The organism is Aggregatibacter kilianii, from assembly GCF_003130255.1.
Taxonomy (GTDB): Bacteria; Pseudomonadota; Gammaproteobacteria; order Enterobacterales; family Pasteurellaceae; genus Aggregatibacter; species Aggregatibacter kilianii.
In genome coordinates this window covers 1,062,734-1,080,473 of the sequence record NZ_NRCN01000001.1, presented here as the reverse complement: position 1 = coordinate 1,080,473, position 17,740 = coordinate 1,062,734, and the positions used below count along the sequence as shown (strand labels likewise).

Here is a 17,740-nt window from a genome sequence, read left to right as displayed (position 1 = left end):
GCGGTCCTTTTTGACGGTGTTTTTCGATGAGCAAGACGGGTTTTCGTTTTAAACAATTTCAGGTAAATCACGATCGCTGTGCCATGAAAGTGGGCACGGACGGTATTTTATTGGGCGCATGGGCGGATGTGACGCAGGCAAAACAGATATTGGATTTAGGTAGCGGCAGCGGCTTAATCGCCTTAATGTTGGCTCAACGCAGTTCTACCGAAAGCCGAATTTGTGCCGTGGAAATCGATCCTGCGGCGGCACAACAAGCCCGTGAAAACGCGTTAGCTTCCCCGTGGAAGGAGAAAATTCAGGTGTATCAGCAGGATATAGATAGTTTTTGCACTCAAACAGCACAGCGCTTCGATTTGATTGTCGCCAATCCGCCCTATTTTGAAGCGGGCATAGCCTGTCGCGATAACGAACGCAATACCGCCCGTTATTTCACACAATCCCATTTACACTGGTTACAAACGGCGCAACGTTGCTTGGCGCCAAATGGCAAAATCAGTTTTGTCTTGCCTTTTGCGGCAGGCGAAACGTTGCTAAAAACGACCGCACTTTATTGCATCGCACGCTGCGATGTGAGGACAAAAGCAGGCAAAGCACCACAACGAGTGCTACTGACCTTCGCCATGCAACCGCAACCGTTGAAACACAGCGAGCTGATCATTTACGATGCGCAGAATCAATATCACGAAGATTTTGTCACATTGACGCAGGATTTTTATTTGAACTTCTAAAAACGCCATAAAAAAACACCGCACTTTCTCTAAAATGCGGTGTTTTTCTTTGCTTCTTAAGCCTGTTTCATTAATTTCGTCCAGTTGTAATAGCCGTATAACGAGTTCAGTAAATAGGCGCTATACATCAAATACATGGCCGGCGTTTCCGCCCATAGGGCAATGGAAAGAATGTTTAATAAAATCCACAAAAGCCATTGTTCACGGTAGCGCAAAATCATCAAGAGTTGGGCAGAGACAGTAATAATGGTGGTTAAACCGTCCAATCCCGTGGAGCTACCGCCTGCGGCATTAAGCGCTTGGACGAATAATAACGTACCGACGATCACTGTAGTGGCAAGAATAAGCCAGCCTTGTAACGTAAGGGATTTGGCAATTACGCTTTCCCCACCGCTTTTTTCTTGCTGCATATTGCTCTTCCACATGAAATAACCGATAAATTGCGCCGGGATATAAACGTATAATACGGTATTCATTTCACCGATGAAATTTGCGCCCCACGCCACATAAAAATAGGTGTAGGCAAAGATGAGCCCGAACAGATAATTACTGATTTTGCCTTTACTCACAAACACGACGCAAATCACCCCTGCAATACCGGAGATCATGGCGAGCGGCGATTGCGGATCTAGCACAAAGGCGATTATTTGCGCCGCGACAAATAAAAATAGCCAGAAAATTTCAAAGGGTTTCCAGTCGGAAATGATTTCCTGCACCAGTTGATTTAAGAATTTTTGCGGATTCATGATCGTAACCTCACTAATGACATAAAGTGCGGTCATCTTAGGAGTTATTTTTTTCCATGTAAAGTATTTGCTACGTTTTTGTGGATAAGATCACAAATTTTGATGAAATTCGTTTAGTGGTCGGGCTGACGGACAGTTTCTTTTTCACAGTAAGATGGCTAAAATAGCCGCTTTTTTATGGGCGGAGAAAATAGAATATGACGTTTGCAATCGGTCAGCGTTGGATCAGCGAAACGGAAAATAATTTAGGCTTAGGCGTGATTAGCGCCTTGGATTTTCGGCAGGTGACCATTGACTTCCCCGCCGCGCAAGAACAGCGTATTTATGCGGTGCAAAGCGCACCGTTAAGCCGTGTGCAATTTCGCCTTGGCGATCAGATTCAACATATTGAAGGTTGGTATGGCGAAGTGACCAACGTTGCAGAAAACAACGGATTGCTATTCTATTTGGTGCAACTACAAGATGGACAAGATCGCGTGGTCAGCGAAATGGAGTTAGCCCATCGGATTTCCTTCAGCCGCCCCCAAGAGCGGTTATTTTCCGCACAGATTGATCGTAACGAGCATTTTGTCTTGCGTTATCACGCGTTGCAATATCAAAAAGCCCAATTTCAATCGCCGTTGCGTGGCCTACGCGGCATTCGCGCGGGACTCATTCCTCATCAGCTACATATTGCAAAAGAAGCGGGGCAACGCGTGGCACCGCGCGTACTGTTGGCGGATGAAGTGGGCTTGGGTAAAACCATTGAAGCCGGCATGATTTTGCAACAACAGCTTTTCGCCGAGAAAGTGCGCCGAGTGCTGATTATCGTACCGGAAACGCTACAACACCAATGGTTGGTGGAAATGTTGCGTCGTTTCAATTTGCATTTTTCGCTGTTTGACGAAGAACGTTGCGCCGATTTTGCCGCGGCGGAAGATCGCGAGGAAGTGAATCCCTTTACTACCGAATCGCTGATTATTTGCGCCTTAGACTGGCTAGTGCAGCATCCGCAACGGGTGCAACAACTATTGGCTGCCGAATTTGATATGTTGATTGCCGATGAAGTGCATCATTTGGTGTATGACGAAATCAATCCGAGTTTGGAATATCAACTCGTGCAACAACTCACGCAACAAATTCCCGCCGTGTTATTGCTCACCGCGACGCCGGAACAACTTGGGCAACAAAGCCATTTTGCCCGTTTGAATTTACTCGACCCGCACCGCTTCCACGATTACCACGCTTTTTTGGAAGAACAACAGCATTACCACCCCATTGCCGAGGCAGCACAATCCTTATTGGCGAATAAGCCCTTAAGTGCGGTGGAAAAAAATAAAATTTCTGCCTTGTTGGGTCAAGACACCAATTTCAATGCGACGAATAAAGAAACGCTCATTAAACAACTTATCGACCGCCACGGCACGGGGCGTTTGCTATTTCGCAATACCCGCCAAAGCGTACAAGGTTTTCCGAAAAGAATTTATCATCCGATCGCCCTACTACAGCCGAAACAATACGAAAACGCCATTAAAACCCTCAGGGCATTTGGTGAACATCCCGTGCAATGCGCCCTTTACCCCGAACATGTCATGCGCGAACTCAATGCCAATACGGCATGGTGGGAATTTGACCCGCGTGTGCAATGGCTGATTGATTTTTCAAAACAACATCGGCAAGAAAAAGTGTTTGTGATTTGTCGTTATGCCGGAACGGCAATTCAGTTGGAGCAAATTCTGCGTGAAAAAGAAGGCATTCGCAGCGCCGTATTCCATGAAAAAATGTCTATTGTGGAACGCGATCGTGCGGCGGCTTACTTCACCCAACAAGAAAACGGTGCTCAGGTGTTGCTCAGTTCCAATATCGGTTCCGAAGGGCGAAACTTCCAATTTGCCAGCCGTTTAGTGTTATTCAATTTGCCGGAAAACCCTGACCTGTTGGAACAATGTATCGGCCGCTTGGATCGTATTGGGCAAACCAAAGATATTCAGATTTATTTGCCGTATTTTACCGACGGCGCACAAGCGGTGTTGGCCGATTGGTATCATTTGGGGTTAAATGCCTTCAACGAAACCTGTCCGATGGGCGCGTTGTTATTCGAGCAGTTCGGTGAAGCATTACAAAAAACATTGGAAAATCCGACCGCACTTGAAGCTCAAAAGGCATTAATCGAACATACCCAACAGGAACGGTTACATTTAAAACAGCTATTGGAACAAGGCCGAGATCTGTTGCTGGAACTGAATTCGAACGGTGGCGAGTCTGCGAAACAGCTGGCACAAGAGATTGCCGCACAAGACGGTAGCCCGGAATTGGTCGATTTTGCGTTAAATCTGTTTGATGTCATTGGGGTGGAGCAAGAAGATTTAGGGGAAAAATCCATTGTGATTACCCCAACAGGCACAATGTTGGTACCGGAATTCCCGGGCTTAAAAGAAGAAGGCGTCACCGTCACGTTCGACCGTCAATTGGCGTTAGCGCGCGAAGAGTTGGAATTTCTCACGTGGGACCACCCGATGATTTACCACGGCATTGATTTAATCACCTCCGGCGATATCGGCAAAAGCGCCGTCGCGTTGTTACCGAATAAACATCTGCCGGCCGGTACATTGCTATTAGAACTGGTATATGTGGTGGAAACACAAGCACCGCAAGGGTTACAATTAACCCGCTTCCTGCCACCAACGCCGATACGTTTATTATTAGATAGCAAAGGCAATGACTTAGCACAACAGGTGGCGTTTGATCATTTACAACGTAAGCTCAAACCGATGGACCGCAACATGGCGAATAAAGTGGCGAAAATGTTGCGACCGAATATCGAAACACTCATTACGCAAGGCGAAAAGGTGATGGCACAGCAAAGCAAGGAGATTATCGCCAATGCCGAACAACAGGCACTGCAACACCTTGACGAAGAATTAACTCGTCTCATCGCCTTACGAAAAGTGAATAAAAATATCCGTCAGGATGAAATTGACACCTTGCAGATGCAACGAAAACAAATGCTACAATGCTTACAGCAAGCCACATGGCGCTTGGATTGCCTACGCGTGATTGTGACCAATAAGGAATAAATATGGCTCTCATTGAATATAACCCGCCGCAGGAACCTTGGCTGGACTTGGTGTATCGCGACGACTACATCGCCGTGGTAAATAAACCGAGCGGCTTGCTTTCGGTCCCGGGCAACCAACCGCAATATTACGACAGCGCTATGTCACGGGTGAAAGAAAAATACGGCTTTTGCGAGCCTGTGCATCGGCTGGACATGGCCACCAGCGGGATTTTGTTGTTTGCTTTGAGCAAAGCGGCGGATCGCGAATTAAAACGCCAATTCCGTGAACGTGAACCGAAAAAATATTATCAGGCACTGGTTTGGGGGCATGTGGAACAAGATCATGGTGTAGTGGAACTACCACTGATTTGTGACTGGGAAAATCGCCCGCGCCAGAAAATTTGCTTTGCGCAGGGCAAAAGAGCGGTCACTTTTTATGACGTTTTACAACGCTACCCTAATAACACCACGCGCGTAAAACTTACGCCGATTACGGGGCGCTCTCATCAACTACGTTTACACATGCTGGCGCTAGGACACCCGATTTTAGGCGATAAATTCTACGCCCATCCACAAGCCAAGGCGATGTCTCCCCGTCTATGCCTACACGCCGAAAGCCTGCAAATCCAACATCCCATCAGCGGGGAAATCATGACCTTTACGGCATCGGTGGGATTTTAAGGAGATACGGAAAAAAAGTGATGTTTTTTCAAGCATACTTCTACATAAGGCACCAATAGGAAGAATAAACGGCATGTAAGCCAATAAATAAAAAAACGCAGTGAATTTCCACCGCACTTTGCGTTTTTTTTCGGAAACAAAAAAAGCAATGAATCAATATTCATTGCTTTTATGTTTTCTTATATTGCTAGTGTCTTTCCTTACTTTTCACTAATCATCGTCATCATGATAACGATGATGTTTTTTGTGATGGTAATGATGATGGTGGTGATGATGGTGTCTTTCCCAACGATCATCGTCATCATCATCGTAATAACGTTTTCCTTTTTGCACTTGGCTGCCGATGACGCCGCCCAATGCTGCGCCGCCTAATGTGGAGCCCATATCTCCACCAAGCCAATTTCCTGCAAGTCCGCCGATTGCCGCGCCTGCCGCAGTATTGCGTTGTGTTCTGTCCATTTCACAGGCGGAAACCGAAACGACTAATGCAACAATAGTTAACCCTTTGATAAATTTAGATTTCATAAATCTACTCCTAGTTTATTGTAGGGATAATTTAACGTTACGTGGGTAACGGGATTAAATATCCGTCATGGTAAAAGGAGAGGTATCAATTCATTTGATTTAACCACATCGCTTTTACCGACACTTTGACTACGGAGAAAAGAAATTAGTTCAAAGTGGCCATTTTTCTGACAGTTCTTACATCAAAAATTATCAATGAGGAATTTGGTTAGTGACTTGCAAAATCAGAGAGGGAACAGAAAAAAGTGTGGTGAAAAACATGATTATATTTCAGTATTATGTAGCAAATGCACAAAACGCTTACTGAACCTGTCGAATCATTCGTTTTGTGTATCAGAGAAGCTGAAATTACTTACACTTCGACAAGCTCAGTGACCGTAATTTCAGCTTTGTGCAACTGCTAAATAATGTCGTTATATTTGACCGCACTTTCTAATTAAATTTGAGAAACTACAAAATAACCTCTAATTTTTCATAAGCACGACGCACTTTTTCCAAGGCTTTTTCCGTACTGACGTCACGCGCTAACAGCACACCTAAACGACGATGTCCGTTCACTTCGCCTTTGCCGAAAATACGCAAGTTGGTTTGCGGTTCGGCCAACACATTGTCTAAATTGGCAAATTGTACTTGGTTGGATTTGCCTTCTACGACAATGGCCTTAGATGCAGAGGGGCTGATGAAATCAATTGTTGGAATTGGCAAACCAAGAATTGCACGGGCGTGTAATGCAAACTGAGAGAGCTCTTGTGAAATCATCGTGACCATGCCGGTGTCGTGTGGACGCGGGGAAACTTCGTTGAAAATGACGTCATCGCCACGAATAAACATTTCTACGCCGAAAATGCCACGTCCGCCAAGGGCACCGGTGATTTTCTCCGCAATGTTTTGCGCTTTTTGCAATGCGCCTTCTGACATAGCTTGAGGCTGCCAAGATTCGCGATAGTCACCGTCTTCTTGAATGTGTCCCACCGGTGCCAGAAAGGAGGTGCCGTTGATATGGCGGACGGTTAATAAAGTAATTTCGTAATCGAATTTAACAAACCCTTCTACGATAACCCGTCCTGCGCCGGCACGTCCGCCTTGTTGGGCATAATCCCAGGCATGTTGGATTTGATCTAACGAACGAATAACGCTTTGTCCATGGCCGGAAGAGGACATAATCGGTTTGACAACACAAGGAACGCCGATTTTTTCCACCGCACTTTTGAAGTCGGCGAAGTTATCCACGAATTGATAAGGCGATGTTGGTAAACCTAACTCCTCGGCCGCCAAGCGACGAATGCCTTCACGATTCATCGTGAGCTTGGTTGCTTTGGCGGTAGGAATCACCGTGAAGCCTTCTTGTTCCAACGCAACCAACGTGTCGGTGGAGATAGCTTCCACTTCCGGTACGATATAATCAGGACGCTCTTGCTCCACTAAGGCGCGTAGGGCTTCACCATCCAACATGGAAATGGTGTAAGCACGATGTGCCACCTGTTGTGCGGGTGCGTTTTCGTAACGATCCACTGCAATAACTTCAACGCCCAGGCGTTGTAATTCAATCACAACTTCTTTGCCTAACTCACCGGCGCCAAGCATCATGACTTTTATCGCTTTGGCGGTTAATGGCGTGCCGATAGTGGTCATATTTGTTCCTCTCCAAGTTAGTGATTTAATAAGGTCTCATCTAGGGTCAACTCTTCGTTTTTATTGACACCAACGCCGCGCGCTAACACATTTTGGGCGATTTGATGGGCTTCAGCCAAAGAATGCTCGGTATAAGTGCCGCATTGGTACTCATTTAATTCAGGAATTTGGCTTTGTTCTTTGACATTTAAAATATCCTGCATGGAAGCGAGCCACGCCTTTGCCACTTGTTGTTCATTTGGCGTACCGATTAAGGACATATAAAAACCAGTACGACAGCCCATTGGGGAAATGTCGATGATCTCTACATGATCATCATTTAAATGATCGCGCATAAAACCGGCAAAAAGATGTTCTAAAGTGTGAATGCCTTTGGGTGGTAAATTTTCCTTATTCGGAACAGTAAAACGTAAGTCAAAAACTGTAATAGTGTCACCCTTGGGTGTACGCATAGTTTTGGCAACTCTCACTGCCGGGGCTTTCATGCGGGTATGATCTACTTTAAAGCTATCAAGTAATGGCATAATTTCTCCTCAAATTTGTTATTATTTGCTCAAAATATAAGCGATCGTAAATTAATTTCAAATTTTTGTAAATTTTTTTGAACTTTTTCCTTTATACTATTGTCCTATGTAACAAGCAACTTGCAGTTGTTTTAATAAAATTGGTTCCTTAGGTTATTCGCCTCTCCTCGTGAGAGGCATTTTTTTACCTATTTTACAGCGTTACAAAAAAACGTTAATCCCTAAAAACAGTAAAAAAACATACCGCACTATTTTGCCAAGGGTAATAAATACCAGGCACGCCACCCAGTTTAAACGCAACCAACCTGCCACTGCACAAAACAAATCACCCACTACAGGTAACCAGCTAAAAAATAGCATCAGACTGCCATAGCGTTGTGTTTTCTCTAACACCCAATTAATTTTGCGATGGTTTTGTATTTTTTGCATAGGAGGTAACCAACGACCTAATAAATAAGTGGTCAGACTTCCTAAACTGTTACCGATCACGGCAACCCACAATAAACTTTGAATATCGGTCGAAAAATAAGAAGAACCCGTCCAAAGTAATGGTGTCGCAATGATAAGAAAAATAATTTCGGAATTGCCGGGTAATACGGTGGAACTTAGAAAAGCGCTGGTAAACATAATCCATAAACGATGTTCACCAAATAAAGATTGCCACCAATCCCAGCTAAAAATATCAAACATGCTCTTGCTGTGGCATATAGTTGCGCAGATAGCTTTCACGATCCGCTGAGGTAATTTGACGAACTACCCGACAAGGTGATCCCATGGCAAGGCTATTGGCAGTAATGTCTTTTGTCACTAAGGAGCCGGAGGCAATGACAGCATTATCACCAATGGTTACACCACCTAAAATGACAACATTGCCACCCACCCAGACATTATTGCCAATCGTAATCGGCTTGGCTTGTTCCCAGCCGGCAAGGCGTAAATCCGCATCGAGCGGATGACTGACGGTGTATAAGCTCACATTAGGGGCAAACATCACATCATCACCAATAGTCACTGGAGCATTGTCTAAAATTGTGCAGTGATAATTTGCGAAAAAGTTTTTCCCCACACGAATATTCGCCCCATAATCGCAACAAAATGGCGAATTAATATGGACGGTTTCGTCAGCTTGGCCAAACAATTCTAAAATCAACCGCACTTTTTCCGCTTTATTACTTGGGCGGGTGGTGATATTGAAATCATAAAGCAACTCTTTAGCGCGTAGACGCATTGCTACTAACTCATCAGAATAAGCGTGATGAGCCAACCCCTGTAGCATTTTGTCTTTTTCGCTTAGCATGACGTATCTCTTAATAATTTATTTACCCGCACATCAAACACATCCATGCCGGCACGCAATCCTGCTTGAATGCCTAAATCGCCATCCTCAAACACCAAACAACGTTGCGGCTTTACCTTAATCAATTCGGCGCAGCGCAAAAAGGTATCCGGTGCCGGTTTATGATTCTGAATATCTTCGGCGGTTACGATGGCAGAAAAATATTTTTCAAAATCAAATTTATCCAACAGGATTTCAGTCATGGCACGGTGGGAGCCCGTGCCGAGAGCAAGCGGTTTTTTACTATAAAAAGAACGTACTACATTCGCCGCAGGTAATAAAGCCGCGTGTTTCATGATCAATTCTTTGCCATATTCGCGTTTTAATTCAATCACATTATTTAATTGGTCTAACGGCATGGCATGGCGTTTCATCATTTCCAAAGCAATGGTTTTCACCGGCGCACCGCCCATCTCATATAATAAATTGCCATTAAACGGATAACCGAAATGTTGCCCCACCATTTCCCATGCTTTCGCGTGGCTTGGCATGGTGTCAATGACCGTACCGTCCATATCAAAAATTAAACCGTCATATTGGTTGATAACATCATTATCTAACATATCGCCTTCCGAATTGTCTGACTTAAAAAATGAAGAGAACGTTATTTTGCTATAAATTTGTGATCAATGCACCGTTTAATTAATGTGAATTTGGTTATACTTAACTGATTTTCTTGACGGATAAAGCGAATGGATATTCAACAACGGCTTTGGGCATTTCACATGCGCGAATTAATCGACGAGCATATCGTGGATACCGTGCTAAACGTCCGCCAACATTTGCAACAATACTGGCAGGTAGATGTGGAAACCGAGCAGGTAAAAATGATGTTGGTGCATATTGCTAGCGCATTAGGGCGGATTAAACGTGGCCATCGAGCTTCGCCGTTATATGCCGATTTTTTGGCTGAAATTCAAAGTGCGGTGATTTTTCCGCAAGTTTTAATTATTCATCAATATGTGCTTGAGTTAATGCCGCTCAGCATTCCGGAAGAAGAACAAACTTATTTTCTGGCAAATGTATACGGATTAGTATTGGATCAACCACACGTATTAGAACGGCTTCGTTAAAAAATACACGAAAAAACGACCGCACTTTTGATTGTTTTAGAAAATGAGTTGGAAATTATAAAGAAGTAAAATGGCGCACCCGAAAGGATTCGAACCTTTGACCGCTCGGTTCGTAGCCGAGTACTCTATCCAGCTGAGCTACGGGTGCGTAGTTGGTGTTTAATTTGCTCAGACCATTTAAAACAATAGAGTCGATTTAAAATGGCGCACCCGAGAGGATTCGAACCTCTGACCGCTCGGTTCGTAGCCGAGTACTCTATCCAGCTGAGCTACGGGTGCGAGACAAATTAAACAAATGGCGGTGAGAGAGGGATTCGAACCCTCGATGGAGTTTTTGACCCCATACTCCCTTAGCAGGGGAGCGCCTTCAGCCTGCTCGGCCATCTCACCACAATCGTGTTTGTGGGCGGTATGATACGGGTTTATGACAATAAGTCAAATTATTTTTTCCAAAAAGTGCCTGAAATCAACTTGGTTGCCTGATTTCTGGACAACTTCCTACACAATGTTTGTGTCCTTATTTCCCGCGTAAAATCGCTCGTAAATTAGCAATATGGCTTTGCGTTTTCGCCTGTTGCTGTTCGGCAGTTAACGGCGGTTTATCCCGTTCCCACTGCAAATCGTTTTCCGGCAACTCCAGTAAGAATCGGCTTGGCTCAGGACGAATCAATTCGCCGAACTGGCGTCGTTCTTTGCACAAAGAAAACCACAGATTCTGTTGCGCGCGAGTAATGCCCACATACGCCAAACGGCGTTCTTCTTCCACGTTATCTTCGTCAATGCTGGTTTGGTGCGGCAAAATACCTTCTTCCATGCCGATTAAAAACACATGCGGAAATTCTAGCCCTTTGGAGGCATGGAGCGTCATTAATTGTACCTGATCGCTGTCATCTTCCTCTTCGCCGCGTTCTAACATATCACGCAACGTTAAGCGGGTGACGATTTGGTTCAGATTCATCGGCTCATTAAATTCATCGCCTTTGAGCATATCAGCAACCCAATCAAACAACGTTGCCACGTTTTTACTCTGCATTTCTGCCGCTTTCGGGCTGGTGGCATATTCGTATAAATATTCTTCATAATGTAACGAAGCAAGCATGGAGCGCACCGCGCGTTCAGGTTCGGAACGTTGTATTTCGTCATTCAATTCGACAATCCAACGGGCGAATTTTTGTAACGCATCATAGGCTTTCGGGGTGACCCTCTGAATCAGCTCAAAATCAAAAATCGCTTCAAATAAGCTGACATGTTTTTCTTGTGCCAGTGAACCCAATTTTTCCAGTGTTGCCGTACCGATTTCCCGTTTTGGCGTGTTCACAATGCGCAAAAACGCCGCATCATCATCTTGATTCACCACCAAACGCAAATACGCCATCATGTCCTTAATTTCCGCGCGGGAGAAAAATGATGTGCCACCGGAGATTTTGTATGGAATGCGGTTTTGCATCAAAATTTTTTCCAGCAAGCGCGATTGGTGGTTACCACGATACAAAATGGCATAATCACGATAATGGGTTTTAGCGATAAACCGATGAGCAATCAACTCACCTACCACTCGTTCCGCCTCATGTTCTTCGTTTTTCGCTTCAATAATTTGTAACTTTTCCCCTTCGCCTAAATTGGAAAAGAGTTTTTTGTCGAAAACATGATCATTGTTATCGATGAGAATATTGGCGCAATGCAAAATGCGTTGGCTAGAACGGTAATTTTGTTCCAGTTTAATCACCCGTAACGCCGGAAAATCATCACGTAATCGCACCATATTCTGTGGTCGTGCGCCACGCCAAGAATAAATAGACTGATCGTCGTCACCCACTACGGTGAAACGCGCACGCTCCCCCACTAACAACTTAATCAACTCATATTGACTGGTGTTGGTGTCTTGGTATTCATCTACCAACAGATAGCGAATTTTCTCCTGCCATTTGGACCGCACTTCGGCGTTCTGTTTGAACAGTAGGGTCGGCAACATAATCAAATCATCAAAATCCAAAGCATTGTAGGCACGCAGTTGTTTATTATAGCGGTCGTAACAATGAGCGAAGGTTTGTTCTTGCTTATCACGCGCCAATGCCATTGCTTGTTGCGGGCTACATAAGTCATTCTTCCAATTAGAAATGCGATTGATCAGCGTGCGTAGTAACTCTTTGTCTTCTTGCAATAGATCGGCGGTGAGCTCTTTTAACAACGCCATTTGATCATATTCATCAAACAGCGTCATATTAGCTTTAAAACCTAAGTGCTTGTATTCGCGTTTAATAATTTCAAAACCGAGAGTGTGGAAAGTGGATACAATTAACCCTTTGGAGGATTCTTTACCGATAGAATGCGCCACACGTTCTTTCATTTCGCGTGCGGCTTTATTGGTAAAGGTAACGGCGGCGATTTGCTTCGGTAAATAACCGCACTTACCAATTAAATGGGCGATTTTATTGATGATCACGCGAGTTTTGCCGGAACCGGCACCCGCCAAAACCAAACAAGGCCCGGAAACGTATTCCACCGCCTGTTGTTGTTGAGGATTGAGTTTCATAATTGACAGTTATTCGCTTTGCGACCACGCATAAGGCAATAGCGCAGTATCTAACAGGAAGGACAACGGCAGATCCAAAATCGGCAAGCCCCAACGTTTCGCCATCTCAAAATCATATTTGGTACCCGCATAAGGACTATAAGGTTCCGTCGGATCCACCAGTTTTACTACTGTGCCACACGCGCTTGCAGTGAAAAGTGCGGTCGAAAAAAACAGTATTTTGAATGTTGGAAATTTCATAAGTGGGCGGATTTTACACCAAATAAGCAGAAAGAGGAGAACCCAATACATAAAAATATTGCGCCACAGGTTACCCCATGGCGCAACATATTTAAAATGAAGTCAAATTAGAAACGATATGTGGCATTTGTAGTGAAGGAATTACCTTTTAATTTATAGCCATCAAACTTAGTGTGAGATCTTAAGTATTCCAAGCCTAATTCAAAGTTTGGCGTTAAGCTAGCTTTCACACCTGCACCAAAACCAATACCGTTTTTGGTCTCACTTGAAGTGGCAGAATAACCTGGCTCTCTATATTCACCTTTGAATTTCGAAGTTTGTACACCAATTTTAGCATAAGGCAAAACATTTGGTGTTACACGATACCCCTGTAAATAGCTTACGCCTAAACGGGTAGTTTCCTTAATCTTAAGATGAGAATAGCCATAATGATCATCATGTAAAGTTGAGCTATTTAATTTTAATTTAGCTTCGACGATACCCATTAAATTGTGACCATAGTCGATACCGTAATCACCGATTAAATCAACATTAGAAATGCGTTTCGCATCTTTATATTTTGTTGTACCCACGTCAACACCCACACCAAAACCGGTAAAATCAGATGCTACCGCAGAGGTAGACACAAGAACAGCAGCGCTAAGCGCTAAGAGAGTTAATTTTTTCATAAAAGTCCTCTATTAGATTTTAGTTAAAATCGGCTCGAGTATAGGCATTTTATTTATATGAATCAAGATCTTTCGTTTCTTTTATGGCGCATTCCCCTTAAAGTGCGGTGGTTTTTCCCTGCAATTTTAACTGTTTATCCACTGACCATTTTTCATGCGCTGCCCCCCAATTTTCGCTATAATGCGACAACATTTTATCAACATCATGAGATGATTATGGCTCAAATTGCTGCAAATCCCCTTGTCCTCGTGGACGGTTCTTCTTATTTATACCGTGCCTTTCACGCTTTCCCTCCACTCACCAATTCCAACGGTGAACCAACAGGCGCCATGTATGGTGTGCTGAATATGTTGAAAAGCTTGATTTCTCAAGTGCAGCCAAGCCACATTGCGGTGGTGTTTGATGCCAAAGGTAAAACCTTCCGCGATGAAATGTTTGAGCAATATAAATCTCACCGTCCGCCGATGCCGGATGATCTGCGTAAACAAATCCAGCCGTTGCATGACATGATTCGTGCATTAGGCATTCCACTGTTGGTGGTGGAAGGCGTAGAAGCGGATGATGTGATCGGCACGCTGGCGTGCCAAGCCTCAAAAAACGGGCAGAAGGTACTTATCAGTACCGGTGACAAAGACATGGCGCAGCTGGTGGATGACAACATTATGTTGATTAATACCATGAACAACAGCCTGCTGGATCGCGCGGGAGTGATTGAAAAATACGGCATTCCGCCGGAACTGATTATTGATTATCTGGCGTTGATGGGTGACAGCTCTGACAACATTCCCGGTGTCTCAGGCGTAGGTGAAAAAACAGCGATAGGACTTTTGAAGGGCATCGGCAGCATGGCACAAATTTATGCCAATCTGGATAAAGTCGCCGAACTGCCGATTCGTGGTGCGAAGAAACTCGGTGAAAAATTGCTTGCCGAAAAAGACATGGCGGATTTGTCCTACGCGTTGGCAACCATCAAAACCGACGTGGCATTGGCATTTTCCCCGCAAGAACTTGCGCTTGGTGACAGCAACAATGACGCCTTAATCGAATATTTCGGACGGTATGAATTTAAACGCTGGCTGGGCGAAGTGATGAACGGCGCCAGTTCCGTGACACAACCGGCGCAATCAGTGAAAATTAATCACTATCAAGCGACGCCGGCAGTCAAAACCGATGAAAGTGCGGTTGAAAATGCCGTTAAATTTAAGATTGACCACAGCCGCTATGAAAACATTCTGACTGAAACAGATTTAGCTCGTTGGGTGGAAAAATTAAGTGCCGAGAAACTGATTGCGGTGGATACGGAAACCGACGGGTTGGATTATATGTCCGCTAATTTGGTAGGCGTGTCTTTTGCGTTAGAAAATGGCGAAGCGGCGTATTTACCGTTGTATTTGGATTATCTCGGTGCGCCAAAAACGCTCGAAAAAAGCACCGCACTTGCTGCCCTCAAACCAATTTTAGAGAACCCGAATATCGGTAAAATCGGACAGAATCTCAAGTTTGATATGACTATTTTTGCCCGCAACGGCATTGAATTACGGGGCATTGAATTCGACACCATGTTGCTTTCTTACACCTTGGACAGCACCGGTCGGCACAACATGGACGACTTAGCGAAGCGTTATCTCGGCCACCAAACGATTGGTTTTGAAGACATTGCCGGCAAAGGAAAAAATCAGCTGACGTTCAATCAAATCCCACTGGAACAAGCAGGCGAATACGCGGCGGAAGATGCCGACGTTACCATGAAATTAAAGCACGTGTTGTGGGAAAAACTTCAGTCGCAACCTAGTTTAGTGGAACTCTATGAATCCATCGAATTGCCGTTGCTCGGCGTATTGTCGCGCATGGAGCGTTGTGGCGTGCTGATTGATTCTGATGTGCTGTTCTTGCAGTCCAACGAAATTACCGAAAGATTGACCGCACTTGAAATGCAAGCGCACGAACTGGCAGGACAACCGTTCAATTTGGCGTCCACGAAACAGTTGCAAGAAATTCTGTTCGATAAACTCGGCTTGCCGGTGCTGCAAAAAACCCCGAAAGGCGCGCCGTCCACCAATGAAGAAGTTTTGGAGGAACTGGCGTACAGCCACGAATTGCCGAAAGTGTTGGTGGAACATCGTGGTTTGAGCAAACTCAAATCCACTTACACCGACAAATTGCCGCAAATGGTGAACCCGCAAACCGGGCGCGTGCACACCTCTTACCATCAAGCCGTAACGGCAACAGGACGGCTTTCTTCCAGTGATCCGAATTTGCAGAATATTCCGATTCGTAACGAGGAAGGGCGCCGCATTCGGCAAGCCTTTATTGCCCGTGATGGCTATAAAATTATCGCCGCCGACTATTCCCAAATTGAGCTGCGCATTATGGCGCATTTGTCCAATGATGCCGGTTTGATTAACGCATTCGCACAAGGCAAAGACATTCACCGCTCCACCGCCGCTGAAATTTTCGGTTTGCCGTTGGAACAGGTGACAAGTGAACAACGTCGCAACGCTAAGGCCATTAACTTCGGCCTGATTTATGGCATGTCATCTTTCGGACTTTCCCGTCAACTTGGGATTTCCCGCTCGGATGCGCAACGCTATATGGATTTGTATTTCCAACGTTACCCGGGCGTGCAAACCTTTATGCACGACATTCGTGAAAAAGCGAAAGCGCAAGGCTATGTGGAAACCTTGTTCGGACGCCGCTTGTATTTGCCGGAAATCAATTCCTCCAACGCCATGCGCCGCAAAGGCGCGGAACGGGTCGCGATTAACGCGCCGATGCAAGGTACCGCCGCCGATATCATCAAACGCGCCATGATTAAACTAGATGAAATCACGCGTGATGATCCGGATATTCACATGATCATGCAGGTGCATGACGAATTGGTGTTTGAAGTGCGGTCAGAAAAAATCGCGTTTTTCAGCGAGCTCATCAAACAATATATGGAAGCCGCTGCTGAGCTCGTGGTGCCGCTGATTGTGGATGTTGGCGTGGGCGAGAACTGGGACGAAGCTCACTAACGTTAAGGAGAGAGCATGGCACACAAAATTATTCGTAGCGCAGATTTTACCGCCACCCGTGCGTGGGGTGGTTTAGATATCACTGAAATGAATGGTATCAGTGTGCGGTTACATTGGACGGATGAGCCTTACAAATGGCATATCAATGATGGTGAGGAAGTCTTTGCTGTGATGGACGGCGTGGTGGAAATGCACTACAAAGAACGCGGCGAAGACAAAAGTGTGTTGCTAGAAACCGGCGATATTTTTTATGCCGGCATCGGCACAGAACACATCGCTCACCCACAGGGCGAAGCACGAATTTTGGTGATTGAAAAGGTGGGAAGTGTTTGAGGCAAAGCAGAATTGTACGATTATATAAACTTGTTTATAAAATCAATATTTCACCATACTGAATATTACAAAGTGACTCTCAAAGCAAAGTTGATGCACGTTTAAATGTCATCAAAGCATGGAGCGGAAAATAATCCTCTTCTATTAAAACATGCCTAAAATCAACCGCACTTTGAAATACATTCACTGTGCGGTTTTCTTTTTCATCAAACATCCTCTGACCTTTTTAAGCTTAACTTGCTCTCTTTGACTTGCGCCTGTCAACCTAGCCCTCTTCTTTATTCCCCCTACTATCCTAGTCATAACCAACTTTTCATAGAAATTCATACGAGCAAAATAAACAAAAACCCCCGATGCATGCACATCAGGGGTCTATATTCAGCTTGGCGGTGACCTACTCTCACATGGGAATATCCCACACTACCATCGGCATTACGGCGTTTCACTTCTGAGTTCGGTATGGATTCAGGTGGGCCCACCGCATTATCGCCGCCAAAATTCGGTCGATGACTTTACTTCCGTCTTCTCGTATTCTCTATCCTTCAAACCAAAACAAGCTGACTCTCAACTTTCTCTTAGTATCATCACCTCTATTCCCGGTGAATCACCTACAGTCTCTCTTTATTCTCTCTTAACTGCTACCCACCCAATTCCGCTCTCATGCCT

General features: G+C 44.9%; 17 protein-coding genes, 3 tRNA genes and 1 rRNA gene. 6 read left to right on the top strand and 15 right to left on the bottom strand.

Annotation, left to right across the window (positions count from 1 at the left end; genetic code table 11):
* Window positions 1-26: 26 nt before the first annotated feature.
* Complete coding sequence (locus DK428_RS05025; RefSeq protein WP_109064763.1) at window positions 27-731, top strand: tRNA1(Val) (adenine(37)-N6)-methyltransferase; 705 nt, start codon at window positions 27-29, stop codon at window positions 729-731.
* A gap of 56 nt (window positions 732-787) precedes the next feature.
* Here DK428_RS05025 and pnuC read toward each other — a convergent pair whose 3' ends face one another.
* A complete protein-coding gene (gene pnuC, locus DK428_RS05020; RefSeq protein WP_005702013.1) occupies window positions 788-1,477 on the bottom strand; it encodes a nicotinamide riboside transporter PnuC in 690 nt (229 codons plus the stop codon).
* 197 nt (window positions 1,478-1,674) lie between these two features.
* Between pnuC and rapA the strand changes: the two genes are divergently transcribed.
* Together rapA and rluA are read left to right on the top strand one after the other, a co-directional pair.
* Window positions 1,675-4,533 (top strand): RNA polymerase-associated protein RapA, encoded by a 2,859-nt coding sequence (gene rapA / locus DK428_RS05015; protein WP_109064762.1) that lies wholly within the window; start codon window positions 1,675-1,677, stop codon window positions 4,531-4,533.
* Between the two features lie 2 nt (window positions 4,534-4,535).
* The gene (gene rluA / locus DK428_RS05010; protein ID WP_109064761.1) at window positions 4,536-5,195 is read left to right on the top strand and encodes a bifunctional tRNA pseudouridine(32) synthase/23S rRNA pseudouridine(746) synthase RluA; all 660 of its coding nucleotides are present in this window, start codon (window positions 4,536-4,538) and stop codon (window positions 5,193-5,195) included.
* A gap of 210 nt (window positions 5,196-5,405) precedes the next feature.
* On the opposite strand, the gene DK428_RS05005 is transcribed toward rluA, so the two are convergent.
* The 6 genes from DK428_RS05005 to DK428_RS04980 form a co-directional block, all read right to left on the bottom strand.
* Entirely contained in the window at window positions 5,406-5,720 is a 315-nt protein-coding gene (locus tag DK428_RS05005; protein ID WP_109064760.1) for a hypothetical protein, read from the bottom strand.
* Between the two features lie 450 nt (window positions 5,721-6,170).
* Window positions 6,171-7,352, bottom strand: coding sequence for a formate-dependent phosphoribosylglycinamide formyltransferase (gene purT, locus DK428_RS05000; protein WP_109064759.1), 1,182 nt, complete (start codon window positions 7,350-7,352; stop codon window positions 6,171-6,173).
* Between the two features lie 17 nt (window positions 7,353-7,369).
* Window positions 7,370-7,876, bottom strand: coding sequence for an S-ribosylhomocysteine lyase (luxS, locus tag DK428_RS04995; RefSeq protein WP_109064758.1), 507 nt, complete (start codon window positions 7,874-7,876; stop codon window positions 7,370-7,372).
* A 201-nt stretch (window positions 7,877-8,077) separates the two neighbouring features.
* A complete protein-coding gene (locus DK428_RS04990) occupies window positions 8,078-8,566 on the bottom strand; it encodes a YqaA family protein (protein ID WP_109064757.1) in 489 nt (162 codons plus the stop codon).
* Window positions 8,559-9,173, bottom strand: a complete 615-nt coding sequence (locus DK428_RS04985) for a sugar O-acetyltransferase (RefSeq protein WP_109064756.1) — start codon at window positions 9,171-9,173, stop codon at window positions 8,559-8,561. The genes DK428_RS04990 and DK428_RS04985 overlap by 8 nt, the downstream gene beginning before the upstream one ends.
* Window positions 9,167-9,775, bottom strand: coding sequence for a beta-phosphoglucomutase family hydrolase (locus tag DK428_RS04980; protein WP_005701939.1), 609 nt, complete (start codon window positions 9,773-9,775; stop codon window positions 9,167-9,169). The genes DK428_RS04985 and DK428_RS04980 overlap by 7 nt, the downstream gene beginning before the upstream one ends.
* A 129-nt stretch (window positions 9,776-9,904) precedes the next feature.
* Here DK428_RS04980 and DK428_RS04975 point away from each other — a divergent pair, with 129 nt between their 5' ends.
* On the top strand, window positions 9,905-10,285 hold the full coding sequence (locus DK428_RS04975) for a PRD domain-containing protein (protein ID WP_109064755.1): 381 nt from the start codon (window positions 9,905-9,907) through the stop codon (window positions 10,283-10,285).
* A gap of 71 nt (window positions 10,286-10,356) precedes the next feature.
* On the opposite strand, the gene DK428_RS04970 is transcribed toward DK428_RS04975, so the two are convergent.
* The 6 genes from DK428_RS04970 to DK428_RS04945 form a co-directional block, all read right to left on the bottom strand.
* Window positions 10,357-10,433 (bottom strand) — tRNA-Arg (locus DK428_RS04970).
* Window positions 10,434-10,487: 54 nt separating this feature from the next.
* Window positions 10,488-10,564, bottom strand: a tRNA-Arg gene (locus DK428_RS04965).
* A gap of 17 nt (window positions 10,565-10,581) precedes the next feature.
* A tRNA-Ser gene (locus DK428_RS04960) sits at window positions 10,582-10,675 on the bottom strand.
* A 127-nt stretch (window positions 10,676-10,802) separates the two neighbouring features.
* On the bottom strand, window positions 10,803-12,818 hold the full coding sequence (gene rep / locus DK428_RS04955) for a DNA helicase Rep (protein WP_109064754.1): 2,016 nt from the start codon (window positions 12,816-12,818) through the stop codon (window positions 10,803-10,805).
* 9 nt (window positions 12,819-12,827) lie between these two features.
* Window positions 12,828-13,058 carry a YceK/YidQ family lipoprotein gene (locus DK428_RS04950; protein ID WP_109064753.1) on the bottom strand — a complete coding sequence of 77 codons (231 nt, stop codon included), beginning with the start codon at window positions 13,056-13,058 and terminating at the stop codon, window positions 12,828-12,830.
* 107 nt (window positions 13,059-13,165) lie between these two features.
* A complete protein-coding gene (locus tag DK428_RS04945; protein ID WP_109064752.1) occupies window positions 13,166-13,726 on the bottom strand; it encodes a porin family protein in 561 nt (186 codons plus the stop codon).
* A 216-nt stretch (window positions 13,727-13,942) separates the two neighbouring features.
* Here DK428_RS04945 and polA point away from each other — a divergent pair, with 216 nt between their 5' ends.
* Both polA and DK428_RS04935 read left to right on the top strand, forming a co-directional pair.
* A complete protein-coding gene (gene polA, locus DK428_RS04940; protein ID WP_109064855.1) occupies window positions 13,943-16,741 on the top strand; it encodes a DNA polymerase I in 2,799 nt (932 codons plus the stop codon).
* Window positions 16,742-16,756: 15 nt separating this feature from the next.
* Window positions 16,757-17,074 carry a cupin domain-containing protein gene (locus DK428_RS04935; RefSeq protein WP_109064751.1) on the top strand — a complete coding sequence of 106 codons (318 nt, stop codon included), beginning with the start codon at window positions 16,757-16,759 and terminating at the stop codon, window positions 17,072-17,074.
* 79 nt (window positions 17,075-17,153) lie between these two features.
* On the opposite strand, the gene DK428_RS11850 is transcribed toward DK428_RS04935, so the two are convergent.
* Window positions 17,154-17,288 (bottom strand): hypothetical protein, encoded by a 135-nt coding sequence (locus DK428_RS11850; protein WP_275425107.1) that lies wholly within the window; start codon window positions 17,286-17,288, stop codon window positions 17,154-17,156.
* Between the two features lie 167 nt (window positions 17,289-17,455).
* Window positions 17,456-17,571 (bottom strand): 5S ribosomal RNA (gene rrf, locus DK428_RS04930).
* Between the last annotated feature and the right edge of the window lie 169 nt (window positions 17,572-17,740).

Excerpts from the sequence above, each read along its gene's own strand:
- DK428_RS04950 (WP_109064753.1), bottom strand. The coding sequence starts at position 13,058 with ATGAAATTTCCAACATTCAAAATACTGTTTTTTTCGACCGCACTTTTC.
- pnuC (WP_005702013.1), bottom strand. The coding sequence starts at position 1,477 with ATGAATCCGCAAAAATTCTTAAATCAACTGGTGCAGGAAATCATTTCC.
- DK428_RS05025 (WP_109064763.1), top strand. The coding sequence starts at position 27 with ATGAGCAAGACGGGTTTTCGTTTTAAACAATTTCAGGTAAATCACGAT.
- DK428_RS04945 (WP_109064752.1), bottom strand. The coding sequence starts at position 13,726 with ATGAAAAAATTAACTCTCTTAGCGCTTAGCGCTGCTGTTCTTGTGTCT.
- DK428_RS04990 (WP_109064757.1), bottom strand. The coding sequence starts at position 8,566 with ATGTTTGATATTTTTAGCTGGGATTGGTGGCAATCTTTATTTGGTGAA.
- rep (WP_109064754.1), bottom strand. The coding sequence starts at position 12,818 with ATGAAACTCAATCCTCAACAACAACAGGCGGTGGAATACGTTTCCGGG.
- luxS (WP_109064758.1), bottom strand. The coding sequence starts at position 7,876 with ATGCCATTACTTGATAGCTTTAAAGTAGATCATACCCGCATGAAAGCC.
- DK428_RS04985 (WP_109064756.1), bottom strand. The coding sequence starts at position 9,173 with ATGCTAAGCGAAAAAGACAAAATGCTACAGGGGTTGGCTCATCACGCT.
- DK428_RS04975 (WP_109064755.1), top strand. The coding sequence starts at position 9,905 with ATGGATATTCAACAACGGCTTTGGGCATTTCACATGCGCGAATTAATC.
- DK428_RS05005 (WP_109064760.1), bottom strand. The coding sequence starts at position 5,720 with ATGAAATCTAAATTTATCAAAGGGTTAACTATTGTTGCATTAGTCGTT.
- DK428_RS04935 (WP_109064751.1), top strand. The coding sequence starts at position 16,757 with ATGGCACACAAAATTATTCGTAGCGCAGATTTTACCGCCACCCGTGCG.
- purT (WP_109064759.1), bottom strand. The coding sequence starts at position 7,352 with ATGACCACTATCGGCACGCCATTAACCGCCAAAGCGATAAAAGTCATG.
- rapA (WP_109064762.1), top strand. The coding sequence starts at position 1,675 with ATGACGTTTGCAATCGGTCAGCGTTGGATCAGCGAAACGGAAAATAAT.
- polA (WP_109064855.1), top strand. The coding sequence starts at position 13,943 with ATGGCTCAAATTGCTGCAAATCCCCTTGTCCTCGTGGACGGTTCTTCT.
- rluA (WP_109064761.1), top strand. The coding sequence starts at position 4,536 with ATGGCTCTCATTGAATATAACCCGCCGCAGGAACCTTGGCTGGACTTG.
- DK428_RS04980 (WP_005701939.1), bottom strand. The coding sequence starts at position 9,775 with ATGTTAGATAATGATGTTATCAACCAATATGACGGTTTAATTTTTGAT.
- DK428_RS11850 (WP_275425107.1), bottom strand. The coding sequence starts at position 17,288 with ATGTTTGATGAAAAAGAAAACCGCACAGTGAATGTATTTCAAAGTGCG.